Here is an 11,855-nt window from a genome sequence, read left to right on the forward strand (position 1 = left end):
CTCGACGAGGGCCTCGGCCGCCGAGGCGTCGTCATGGCCGATCGCGATGCCCGCGCTCGCGACCGCCAGCACCCCGACCACGAGCGCCGGCAGCACGACGTGTCGACGGGGAAGCGGCGGATGCACGCGCAGGCCGCGCCGGAAGGGTGCCTCGACGAAGGCGTAGGAGAGCGCGGCGACGAGGATGGACAGCGCCGCCGTCACGACCGCGACGAGCAGTGGCTGCGCCGCGAGCGGAGTGGCCCCCAGGATCAGCAGCAGCGGCCAGTGCCACAGGTACACCGCGTACGAGCGCTCGCCCAGCCAGGACAGCGGGGCCGCATCCAGCACACGGCCGAGCGGCGGCACCGTCGCCGCCGACCAGATCAGGCCGAGAGCGGCGAGGCTGGCCAGCGCGAGGCCGCCGTGCGCGGCAGCGGGAGATGCGTCCGACAGCACCACGGCGAGCGCGACCAGCACGCCGAGCGAGGCGACGCCGAGAGCCGTCCGCGCCACGGCCCGCCGACCGGTGGCCATGCGCACCTCTCCCGCTCCCATCCCGACGGCGAGAGCGACGCCCAGCAGCAGTCCGAACGCGTGGGTGTCGGTGCCGAAGTAGGCGCGGGTCGGCGATCCCAGCGGCGGCGCCGACAGCAGCACCATCGCCCCCGCTGACAGCACGGCCAGCACGAGGGCGAGGACGACGACGGCGCGGCGGCGCCAGCGCACGACCACCAGCAGCAGGACCAGCAGCAACGGCCAGATCAGGTAGAACTGCTCCTCGACCGCCAGCGACCACAGGTTGGTGAACAGGTCGGGCTGGTCGGCTTGGAAGTAGTCGCCGTCCGCGGCGATCGCCAGCCAGTTCGAGCTGAACGTGAGAGCGCCGATCAACTGACGCCGGATGCCCGACAGCAGGTGCGGAGCGACCAGGAAGGCGAGCGGGATGCAGACGGCCAGCACGAGCGCGAGTGCAGGCAGGATGCGTCGGGCGCGCCGCGCCCAGAACGCGCCGAGCGACACCCGGCCGGTGCGCGCGCGTTCGCGCAGCAGGAGTCGGGTGACGATGAAGCCGCTCACGACGAAGAAGACGTCGACGCCGATCAATCCGCCGGGCACCGCGGCGGGGAGGAGGTGGTAGCCGAGGACGGCGACGACGGCCAGTGCGCGAAGTCCGGTCAGCCCGGAGACGCGAGAGGAGGGGGACGCCGAGGCGGCGGAGGAGGAGGCGAGGAAAGGCATGAGGATGTCACTTCGATTCGGACGGTAACACGCTAGACGTTACCCGGTATTCCTGAGTGCCCTCCTGTCGCGCCGGGGCGAGCGCCCGTCGGCCCCAATGTCGGCGGTGTCCACGAAGATGGGGGGATGAGCGATGTGCTCGAACGCTTCACGCCCGCCACCCAGGACTGGTTCCGCGGCGCCTTCACCGCGCCCACTCCCGCCCAGGCGGGGGCGTGGGAGGCGATCTCGGCGGGCAAGCACGCGCTCGTGGTCGCGCCGACGGGCTCAGGCAAGACGCTGTCGGCGTTCCTCTGGGCGATCGACAGCGTGTTCCGCGAGCGCGCCGAGGCGCCCGTGGACGCAGACTCCGGGCGCACGCGCATCCTCTACATCTCCCCGCTGAAGGCGCTGGGCGTCGACGTCGAGCGCAACCTGCGGTCCCCGCTGATCGGGATCGGGCAGTCCGCGCGGCGGCTGGGGCTCGCCGCCCCCGCGGTCACGGTCGGGGTGCGCTCGGGCGACACCACCTCCAGCGACCGGCGCAAGCTCGTGTCCGACCCGCCCGACATCCTCATCACCACACCCGAGTCGCTGTACCTGATGCTCACCAGCCGCGCCGGGGAGACCCTGCGCGACGTGCACACCGTGATCATCGATGAGGTGCACGCCGTGGCAGCCACCAAGCGTGGCGCGCATCTGGCGGTCAGCCTGGAACGCCTCGACGCGCTGCGGGCCGCGCACGGCAACGAGAAGCCGGCGCAGCGGATCGGGCTGTCCGCCACCGTGCGACCCATCGACGAGGTCGCGCGGTTCCTCGGCGGAGCCGACCCGGTCGAGATCGTGGCCCCGCCGGCGTCCAAGACGTTCGAGCTGGGCGTGGTCGTGCCGATGGACGACATGACCAACCCGCCGCCGCCCCCCGGTGCGCCGCCCGAGGCACCGGGGATCGACGCGGAGTACACCGAGGTGACCGGTTCGGTGTGGCCGCACGTGGAGGAGGCGATCGTCGACCGCATCCTCCAGAACAACTCGACCATCGTGTTCGCGAACTCCCGCCGCCTCGCGGAGCGGCTGACGGGACGCCTCAACGAGATCTACTCCGAGCGGATCGGGGTCGCGCTTCCCGAGGCGTCCGTGCCCGCGGCGATGATGGCGCAGGCGGGGGCGACCGCGGGAGCGGATCCGGTGCTCGCCAAGGCCCATCACGGTTCGGTGTCGAAGGAGCAGCGGGCGCAGGTCGAGGAGGAGCTGAAGTCGGGAGTGCTGCGCTGCGTCGTCGCGACCAGCAGCCTGGAGCTGGGCATCGACATGGGCGCGGTCGACCTGGTGATCCAGGTCGAGGCTCCGCCGTCCGCCGCCTCCGGGCTCCAGCGCGTCGGGCGCGCCGGGCACCAGGTGGGCGAGATCAGTCGCGCCGCCCTGTTCCCCAAGCACCGCGGCGACGTGCTGCACACGGCGATCGTCACGGAGCGCATGCTCGCCGGCAAGATCGAGGCCATCCAGGTGCCGCGCAACCCGCTCGACATCCTCGCGCAGCAGACCGTGGCGGCGAGCGCCCTCGGCGCCATCAGCGTGGAGGAGTGGTTCGAGACCGTGCGGCGGTCCGCGCCGTTCCAGTCCCTTCCGCGCTCGGCGTATGAGGCCACGCTCGACCTGCTCGCCGGCCGCTTCCCCTCGGACGAGTTCGCCGAGCTGCGGCCGCGTCTGGTGTGGGATCGCGACGCGGGCACCCTGACCGGTCGCCCCGGGGCGCAGCGCATCGCGGTGACCAGCGGCGGCACGATCCCCGACCGCGGGCTGTTCGGGGTGTTCGTCGCGGGCGAGTCGACCGGGGCGCGGGTCGGCGAGCTCGACGAGGAGATGGTGTACGAGTCGCGCGTGGGCGACGTGTTCACGCTCGGCACCACGAGCTGGCGCATCGCCGAGATCACGCACGACCGCGTGAACGTGATCCCCGCATACGGCCAGCCGGGCAAGGTGCCGTTCTGGCACGGTGACGGGATCGGCCGGCCGTTCGAGCTCGGTGAGGCCCTGGGCGCGTTCTCCCGCGAGGTGTCGTCCGCCTCGCCGGAGAAGGCGCAGCAGCGGCTGATCGAGGCCGGGCTCGACGAGCAGGCGCGCGCCAACCTGATGGCGCACCTGACCGAGCAGCGCGAGGCGACGGGCACCCTCCCGACGGACCGCACCCTTACGGTCGAACGCGGTCACGACGAGGTCGGCGACTGGCGCGTGATCCTCCATTCCCCGTACGGCATGAAGGTGCACGCGCCCTGGGCCCTCGCGATCAACGCGCGGGTGCGCGAGCGGCTGGGCGTCGAGGGCTCCGCCGTGGCGAGCGACGACGGCATCATCGTGCGCATCCCCGACGCCGAGGCCGAGCCGCCCGGCGCCGAGTTGTTCGTGTTCGACCCCGACGAGCTGGAGCAGCTCGTGACCCAGGAGGTGGGGGGTTCGGCGCTGTTCGCCTCCCGGTTCCGCGAGTGCGCGGCGCGGGCGCTGCTCATGCCCCGCACGAACCCCAACCGGCGCACGCCCCTGTGGCAGCAGCGGCAGCGGTCGGCGCAGCTGCTCGAGGTCGCCCGCCGGCACCCCACGTTCCCGGTGATCCTGGAGACGCTGCGCGAGGTGCTGCAGGACGTGTACGACCTGCCGTCCCTGCGCAAGCTCGCGACCGCGATCGGCGACCGCCGCGTGCGGCTCGTGGAGACCCAGCCCGGCCAGCCCTCCCCCTACGCCCGCGACCTGCTGTTCGGGTATGTCGGCGCGTTCATGTACGAGGGCGACTCGCCGCTGGCCGAACGCCGGGCGGCCGCCCTCTCCGTCGACCCCGCACTGCTGGGCGAGCTGCTGGGCACGGTGGAGCTGCGCGAGCTGCTCGACCCCGACGTGATCGCGCAGTTCGAGCGCGAGGCACAGCGCCTCGACCCCGAGCGGCGGGTGCGCGGTCTGGAGGGCGTGGCCGACCTGCTGCGCATGCTAGGCCCGCTCGACGCCGACGAGGTGTCGGCGCGACTCGACCCCGACCCGACCGCCGGCGCCAGCGCCGCAACGCTGCTAGATGAGCTGATCGGCGCCCGCCGTGCCATCCCGGTCACCGTGGCCGGTGTCGCCAGGGTGGCCGCGATCGAAGACGCCGGTCGGCTGCGCGACGCCCTCGGCGCGGCCCTGCCCACGGGGATCCCGGTCGCGTTCCTCGAGCCGGTCGCCGATCCCCTGGGCGACCTGGTGGCGCGGTACGCCCGGACGCACGGGCCCTTCACGACCACGGCCGTCGCAACCCGGTTCGGTCTCGGCGCCGCGGTCGCCCGGCACACGCTGCAGCGCCTGGAGACGAACGGTCGTCTGACCAGCGGCTACTTCCTGCCGACCGCGGCGGGCAGCGGCGACGACCTCGAGTGGTGCGACACCGAGGTCCTGCGACGGCTGCGCATGCGCTCGCTCGCGGCGATCCGCGGGTCCGTCGAGCCGGTGTCGCCGGAGGCCTACGCGCGATTCCTGCCCGACTGGCAGCACCTCGGTCGGCCGCTGGAGGGCATCGACGGCGTGCTCACCGTGATCGAGCAGTTCGCGGGTGTGCCGATCCCCGCGAGCGCGTGGGAGTCGCTCGTGCTGCCGTCGCGGGTGCGCGACTACTCCCCCGCGATGCTCGACGAGCTCACGGCCGCGGGCGAGGTGATCTGGTCGGGCCACGGCACGCTTCCGGGCCGCGACGGCTGGGTGTCGCTGCACCCCGTCGACCTCGCCCCGTTCACGCTTCCCGAGCCCGACGCCGAGATCGCCGCGGACTCCCTGGAGGCCCGGCTGCTCGACGCCCTCGCCGCGGGCGGCGCCTACTTCGCGGCGCAGCTGAAGGACATGACCGGAGCCGAGAACGAGCAGTCGGTGCTCGAGGCGCTGTGGGCCCTGACCTGGTCGGGGCACGTGACGAACGACACCTTCGCGCCCATCCGCTCGCTGCTCGCGGGCGGATCGCAGGCGCACAAGGTGAAGCGGCGTGCCCCCCGCGCGCGCACCTACCGCGGGATGTCGCTCACGCGCACGGCACCGCGGCCGACCTCGATCGGCGGACGCTGGTCTCTGCTGCCGGCGATCGAGACGGATGCCGCGCGACGCGCCACCGTGACCGCCGGGCTCCTGCTCGACCGCTACGGCGTGGTGACCCGCGGCGCGGTGCAGGCGGAGGGCGTGCCCGGCGGTTTCGCCCAGGCGTACCGCGTGCTGGCGGGCTTCGAGGAGGCGGGACACTGCCGGCGCGGTTATGTGATCGAGAAGCTCGGCGCCGCGCAGTTCGCGGCCTCGGCGACGGTCGACCGGCTGCGCACCTACGCGGGGCTCGCGGATCCGCCGCCCCGCACGGCCGTGACCCTCGCGGCCACCGACCCCGCGAACCCCTATGGCGCCGCGCTCGGCTGGCCGAAGCTCGACGGCGTGTCGCACCGGCCCGGGCGCAAGGCGGGCGGTCTCGTGGTGCTGGTCGACGGCGCGCTGGTGCTGTCGCTCGAGCGCGGCGGGCGCACGGTGCTGTGCTTCACCGACGACCCCGAGGTGCTGCGCGCCGCGACCGCCGACCTCGCGGCGACCGCCCGCGACCGCCGCCTCGACACCCTCACGGTGGAGAAGGTCAACGGCGAGGGCGTCTACGGCACCGAGCTCGCTACCGCCCTGCAGGAGGCCGGGTTCGTGCAGACGCCGCGGGGGTTCACGCTCCGCAAGGCCGTCTGAGCACTCCCGCGCGCTCGTCGCCGCCACCCCGCCCGCCCGACACCTACCCTGGAGCCATGGTCAGAGAGTTCAGCGCCGGCGTCCGCACCCTGTTCCGCGGCTTCGGTGTGTGGCGCACGCGCCCGGGGCTCATGGCGCTCGGGCTGATCCCCGCGGTGATCGCCGTGATCGTGCTGGCCGCTGCGATCATCCCGCTCATCATCGGGATGCCGTCGATCTCGTCGTGGCTGACGCCGTTCGCCGACCGGTGGGACGAGCCCTGGCGCGGTCTGCTGCGCACGGCCGTCGGTCTCGTGGTGGTCGCGGCCGCCCTGGCCCTGGCCAGCTCGGTGTTCAGCGCCCTCACCCTCACGATCGGCGACCCGTTCTACCAGCGCATCTGGCACGCGGTCGAGGTCGACCTCGACCACCCGCCCGCGACGGACGGCGGCGGGTTCTGGACCACCGTCGGCGAGGGCCTGCGGCTGGTGGTCCTCGGCATCCTGATCGCGCTGCTCGTGCTGGTGCTCGGCCTGATCCCGGCGGTCGGCGGCGTCCTGGCCCCGGTGATGGGCGTGATCCTGACCGGACGGCTGCTGGCGCGCGAGCTGACCGGGCGCGCGTTCGATGCGCGTGAGCTCAGCCCGTCCGACCGCGCTGTCCTGTTCTCCGGCAGCAGGGCGCGCGTGCTGGGCTTCGGCGTCGCGACGCAGCTGTGCTTCCTGATCCCCGGCGGCGCGATCGCGGTGATGCCCGCTGCGGTCGCCGGGAGCACGATGCTCGCCCGCGACATGATGACCCGCCGGCCCCTGCCCGCGGCGACCGCCCCGTCCGACGCCGCCGCTCCGCCCGCCGTGACGCCGCCCTCACCGGACGGGAGGCGCTGATGCCCGAGGGCGATACCGTCTTCCGCACCGCACGGCGTCTCGACGAGGCACTGGCGGGTGCCGAGGTCACGCGCTTCGACCTGCGTGTGCCCCGCTTCGCAACGGTCGACCTGACCGGACAGCGCGTGCACGCGGCGGTGCCGCGCGGCAAGCATCTGCTGCTGCGCATCGGTGACAGCACGCTGCATTCCCATCTGCGCATGGACGGCGCCTGGTTCGTGTACCGCGCCGGCGAGAGGTGGCGGCACCCGGCCTTCAAGGTGCGCGCGATCGTGGGCACCGCCGAGCGTGAGGCCGTCGGCGTGGACATCGCGGAGGTCGAGGTCGTCCCCACCCGCGACGAGGGTGAGCTGGTGGGCTACCTCGGACCGGATCCGCTCGCGGCGGACTGGGATGCGGCCGAGGCCGTGCGACGACTCGGTGCCGACACCCGCAGCATCCACGTGGCGCTGCTCGACCAGCGAAACGTGGCCGGGTTCGGGAACGAGTACGCCGCGGAACTCCTGTTCCTGCGCGGAATCCTCCCGACGACGCCGACGGCGGACGTCGATGTGGCCGCGCTGCTCGACCTGGGTGTGCGCACCATCCGCGCGAACCGCGACCGCCGCCACCGCACCTTCACCGGTATCGATCGTCCGGGCCAGGGGACATGGGTGTACGGACGTGCCGGACGCCCGTGCCGCCGCTGCGGCACCCTCATCCGGCGGGGCGAGCAGGGCGCCGATCCCACCCGCGAGCGCATCACGTTCTGGTGCCCGCGCTGCCAGCGCTGAGCCGCATCCATCCGGGGGAATGAAAACACCCCGCCCGTGGTTGTTGATATATCCGGAGAACTCCGGAACACGGGAGGAATCGTGGGCAAGAATTACGTCGACATCGAGAACGACCACGGGGCGACGCTGCGGTACCGCAAGCACGCCAACGGTCGGGGTCTCGTCGCGCACGGCGCGAAGGTGCACCCCAAGGCACACATCGAGGCGGGCGCCTACATCGAACCCGGCGCGCGCGTCGGGGCGGGAGCCATCATCGCGCGCGGGGCGTGGATCGACGAAGACGCCGTGATCGGCGAGGGCGCGTACATCGACGCGCACGCGCACGTGGGACCGGGGGCGGCGGTGGGCGACCACGCGCACGTCGGCGTCCGCACCGACATCGGACCCGGCGCCCGCATCGTTCCCGGCGCCCGCATCGGCGACGACGAGACGGTCGCCGCCGGCCTCACGGTCGCCACAGATCAGAAGGGCCTCTGGCTGGCCGCCTGACCGCGACTCGGGGAGGGCCGGGCCGCACCGAGCATCACCGTCCGGCGGCCGGTCACTCGCCGTCGGACGAGGATCGCCGACCCGTCATCACGAGGTCGAACGTGCTGCTGTTCGTGCCCAGGTAGTTCACGTGGACGGAGGCGGCCACGACGTTCTCGCCGTCGTGCAGCAGGCCCCGCGGCACGGTGAACGTCACGGGGTCGTCCGTGGCGTTGTCGGTCGAACGCCCGACGTCTGCGAACGTCTCACTCGTGGGCGTCTTCGACGCGAGGTGCGAGGTGCCGATCAGGGTGCCGTTGACCCAGACCGCGACGCCGTCATCGGCCCTCGTGCTCACCGTCACCGTCGACAGCTCCTCGACGTCGTCCAGCTCCACCGTCTTCCGGAACAGCATCGCCCGCGCGCGGTTCTCCGGCGGCGGGCCGAGGTCGATCGGCGTCTGCACGCCCTTGCCCCACCCGAGCGGGGCCGTGCCGGTCTGCCAGTCGTCGTCGTCGAACGCCGCGCTCTTCCACCCGCGTGGCCACGCGCCGAGCTCGTTCCACACCTTCCAGTCCGACCCGCCGCGCAGCAGCACCCGGTCGTCCGTCGGCGTGAGGTCGAGCGGGAGCGTGAAGCGGCCGTCGTCGTCCTTCTCGTACTGCCGCAGCGTGGGCGAGTACGTGTGGGCATCGACCGTGCCCGCGGCCGGGTCGACGGTGTAGTACCGCAGCCACCCGTCGCCGCCGTTGGCGCGGCCCTGGTAGTTCGACAGGATCTGCGGCACGGGGCGCCCGCACGCGTTGAGGTCGCTGCGCCGCGCCTCGCCCGCGTCTCCCACCGCCCAGTGCCCGTTGACCACCATCGCGATGGAGCAGTTCTGCGAGATGAAGTCCCGCCACAGGTCGACCTCGGTCACCGGGGTCACGTCGGTGCGCTCGGTGGCGGTCGACCGCGCGCCGCCCGTGGTGATGAGACCGTGGACGGCCAGGATCACCGTCCGGTCGGGGTGCGCGTCGATCACGCGCTGCGCCCACTCCAGTGCGTACGCGGGCGTCTCGTACTCGAGGCTGAGCAGCAGCAGCTTCGTGTCGCCCACGGTCAGCAGGCTGTAGTTGTCCTTGTTCTGGCGGTCGATGCCGTCCTGGCCGAACCGGTCTTGACCGAGGTACCCGCCGTACGACACGGCCGCGCTGTTCCAGGTCGCATCGGCGTAGCGGCTCGGCGGGAAGTACTCGTCGTACGTGCTCGACTCGCCCGTCGTCACGTCGAGGTCGTGGTTGCCCGGCAGCACGGAGCTGGGCACCCCGGCGTCGTCGAGGATCGCCATCGCGCGGCTCGCGCGCTCCCACTGGTGCACGTCGGGCCAGGAGTCGACGAGGTCGCCCACCTGGATCACGAACTTCGTGTTGAGCTGCTCACGGGTGTCGACGATCCATTGCGTCTGCGCGTTCAGGCTCTGCGCGAGCTCGTCCGAGACGGTGTACTTCTGCGTGTCGGGCAGCACCACGATCGTGAAGGGCTCCGGGCGCTCGCGCTCGTCGTTCCCCGCGCTCGTGATCGCCGCCGGGGAGGCCAGCACGAGTCCCCCGAGCACGGCGAGCACCCCGCCGAGCACCCGCACACCGCGGCTCCTGCGCATCGCAGAGCGCATCTCCCCACCCCCGTTCGCCGTCGATCCCCACGATCGACCGCCCGCCCTCTCCGTCCCACAGCGGAGGTGCATCCAGGGTCACAGGTCGGACGCCGAATGCACAACGGGCAGTATGACAGGACCACGCCCGATCAGAGCAGTCGGCGCTCCGACGCCCACGCGGTGAGCTCGTGCCGGGACGACAGCTGGAGCTTGCGCAGCACCGACGACACGTGCGTCTCGACCGTCTTGATGGAGATGAACAGCGCGGCGGCCACCTCCTTGTAGGCGTAGCCGCGGGCGATCAGCCGCATGACCTCCTGCTCGCGCGCCGACAGCCGATCGAGCTCGTCGGTCGCGGTGGCCGTCTCCCCGGCGACCGCGCCGAACGCGTCGAGCACGAACCCGGCGAGGCGCGGCGAGAACACCGCGTCGCCCTCCGCGACCGCGTGCACGGCCGCGCTCACCTCGCCGCCCGACGAGCCCTTCGTGATGTAGCCGCGGGCCCCGGCACGGATCACCCGCACCACATCGGCGGCGGCATCCGATACGCTCAGCGCGAGGAACCGCGTGCTCGACGGCAGCGATCCGCGGATCACCGCCTCTCCCCCGGTCGCGTCGTCGCCCGCACCACCGGGAAGGTGCACGTCGAGCAGCACCACGTCGGGCTGCGTCTCGGCGATCACCGCGACCGCGGATGGCACCTCCGCCGCCTCGCCCACCACGGTCACGCTCGCGTCGAGGTCGGCGCGCAGCCCGGAGCGGAAGATCGAGTGGTCGTCGACGATCACGACGCGGATGCGGTCAGCCACGGGTCTCCTGTCCGAGCGGGGTCCGGTCCTGCGCGGGAACCGCCGGCAGGGTGAGGTGCACCTCGGTGCCGCCGTCGTCGCTGCGCACCGCGCCCGACCCGCCCGCCCTGCGCATGCGGCCGATGATCGACTGGCGCACGCCCAGGCGGTCGCCCGGGACGTCGTCGAGGCGGAAGCCGCTGCCGCGGTCACGCACGTACACGTCGACACCCCGCGCGCTGCCCTCGATGTACACCGCGACCTCGCCGCCCGCATGCCGTGCCGCGTTCAGCATCGCCTCGCGGGCGGCCGCCGCCAGCTCGCCACTCGCCCGCTCCGCGGACAGCCCGGCCGACACCACCTCGATGCGCACCGGGTGGTCGAGCTCGAGCGCGGCGGCGTAGTCGCGCAGGTCGGTGGACAGGTCGCTGTCGGCCGGGGCGTCGCCGTCGTACAGCCAGGCGCGCAGCTCGCGCTCCTGCGCGCGGGCGAGCCGGGCGGCCTCGCTGGATGCGCCGGCGCGGTTCTGGATGAGCGCGAGCGTCTGCAGCACGGAGTCGTGCAGGTGCGCCGCCATCACGCTGCGTTGCTCCTCCCTGATGCGCCGGATGCGCTCGCCCGCCAGCTCGCGCCACCGCGGGATCAGGGCCGACGCGACCACCGCGATCAGCCCGCCGAGCGGCAGCAGCGCCAGGGCCACCCCGGAGCGGGCGATGGGCCACGACAGCAGCAGCAGCGAGACGAGCCCGAGGAGCAGCACGGCGAGGATCCGCACCCACACGGTGTGCCGGGGGCCGCGGGCCGTGTCGGTGCGGTCGATCAGCGTGGCCCAGAGCCCGGCGGCGGTGGCCCCGAGGGCGGTGCCGCCGACGACCACGGCGGCGACCGAGGGCGGGATCGACCCGTCGAGCGCCTCGCTCCCACCCCGCCACACCACGATCACGAGGGCGCCCACCGCGGCCGGGGCGAGCAGCAGCCACGCGACGGGAACGCGACGGGTGGGCGCGACCTCCCCCTCCGCCCACGGCATGAAGGCCCAGCACCACGCATACAGCAGCACGCCGGCGCCGCCGCACAGCGTGAGCGCGAGGAACAGCGCCCTGACCATCCACGCGCGCACACCCAGGTGGCGCGCGAGCCCGGCGCTCACCCCGGCGACCAGGCAGTCGCGGTCGCGCGCCAATGGCGGCCGCGTCGACACGGGGACGCGACCGGCGGGCGCGGGGGCGGACGCCGAGGAGGACATACCGTCATCCAATCATCCGTCGCGCCGTCCGGGGGCTCCCCCGACGCGGAACCAGGGTCCGCTCAGGGGTTCCCCCGATGGTCGCCCGGCCGCGGCGGACGGCAGGATCGACGCATGACGATTCCGACCGCTCCCCCGCCGCCCGCCGATCCC

At 73.2% G+C, this 11,855-nt stretch carries 8 protein-coding genes; 4 read left to right on the top strand and 4 right to left on the bottom strand.

Features of this window, described 5'->3' with window-relative positions:
- Positions 1 to 1,221, bottom strand: a 1,221-nt coding sequence (locus DW309_RS04375) for an acyltransferase family protein (RefSeq protein WP_136044674.1), incomplete at its 3' end; no start/stop codon positions are given.
- A gap of 126 nt (positions 1,222 to 1,347) precedes the next feature.
- Here DW309_RS04375 and DW309_RS04380 point away from each other — a divergent pair.
- The 4 genes from DW309_RS04380 (at position 1,348) to DW309_RS04395 (ending at position 8,053) form a co-directional block, all read left to right on the top strand.
- A complete protein-coding gene (locus tag DW309_RS04380) occupies positions 1,348 to 5,925 on the top strand; it encodes an ATP-dependent helicase (RefSeq protein ID WP_136044675.1) in 4,578 nt (1,525 codons plus the stop codon).
- Between the two features lie 56 nt (positions 5,926 to 5,981).
- A complete protein-coding gene (locus DW309_RS04385; protein ID WP_136044676.1) occupies positions 5,982 to 6,791 on the top strand; it encodes an EI24 domain-containing protein in 810 nt (269 codons plus the stop codon).
- Positions 6,791 to 7,564 carry a DNA-formamidopyrimidine glycosylase family protein gene (locus DW309_RS04390; RefSeq protein ID WP_136033144.1) on the top strand — a complete coding sequence of 258 codons (774 nt, stop codon included), beginning with the start codon at positions 6,791 to 6,793 and terminating at the stop codon, positions 7,562 to 7,564. The genes DW309_RS04385 and DW309_RS04390 overlap by 1 nt, the downstream gene beginning before the upstream one ends.
- Positions 7,565 to 7,645: 81 nt before the next feature.
- Positions 7,646 to 8,053: a DapH/DapD/GlmU-related protein gene (locus DW309_RS04395; RefSeq protein ID WP_136033147.1), complete on the top strand. Its 408-nt coding sequence runs from the start codon at positions 7,646 to 7,648 to the stop codon at positions 8,051 to 8,053.
- 52 nt (positions 8,054 to 8,105) lie between these two features.
- On the opposite strand, the gene DW309_RS04400 is transcribed toward DW309_RS04395, so the two are convergent.
- From DW309_RS04400 to DW309_RS04410, 3 genes are all read right to left on the bottom strand, one after another.
- Positions 8,106 to 9,674 (bottom strand): metallophosphoesterase, encoded by a 1,569-nt coding sequence (locus DW309_RS04400; RefSeq protein ID WP_168387173.1) that lies wholly within the window; start codon positions 9,672 to 9,674, stop codon positions 8,106 to 8,108.
- A gap of 143 nt (positions 9,675 to 9,817) precedes the next feature.
- The gene (locus DW309_RS04405; protein WP_136044678.1) at positions 9,818 to 10,477 is read right to left on the bottom strand and encodes a LuxR C-terminal-related transcriptional regulator; all 660 of its coding nucleotides are present in this window, start codon (positions 10,475 to 10,477) and stop codon (positions 9,818 to 9,820) included.
- The gene (locus tag DW309_RS04410; RefSeq protein WP_136044679.1) at positions 10,470 to 11,702 is read right to left on the bottom strand and encodes an ATP-binding protein; all 1,233 of its coding nucleotides are present in this window, start codon (positions 11,700 to 11,702) and stop codon (positions 10,470 to 10,472) included. Before DW309_RS04410 ends, DW309_RS04405 begins: the two co-directional genes overlap by 8 nt.
- Positions 11,703 to 11,855: the final 153 nt, after the last annotated feature.

Origin of the sequence: Microbacterium sp. K41 (genome assembly GCF_004794395.1) — a bacterium.
Lineage (GTDB): Bacteria > Actinomycetota > Actinomycetes > Actinomycetales > Microbacteriaceae > Microbacterium > Microbacterium sufflavum.

Excerpts from the sequence above, each read along its gene's own strand:
- DW309_RS04380 (WP_136044675.1), top strand. The coding sequence starts at position 1,348 with ATGAGCGATGTGCTCGAACGCTTCACGCCCGCCACCCAGGACTGGTTC.
- DW309_RS04385 (WP_136044676.1), top strand. The coding sequence starts at position 5,982 with ATGGTCAGAGAGTTCAGCGCCGGCGTCCGCACCCTGTTCCGCGGCTTC.
- DW309_RS04390 (WP_136033144.1), top strand. The coding sequence starts at position 6,791 with ATGCCCGAGGGCGATACCGTCTTCCGCACCGCACGGCGTCTCGACGAG.
- DW309_RS04400 (WP_168387173.1), bottom strand. The coding sequence starts at position 9,674 with ATGCGCAGGAGCCGCGGTGTGCGGGTGCTCGGCGGGGTGCTCGCCGTG.
- DW309_RS04410 (WP_136044679.1), bottom strand. The coding sequence starts at position 11,702 with ATGTCCTCCTCGGCGTCCGCCCCCGCGCCCGCCGGTCGCGTCCCCGTG.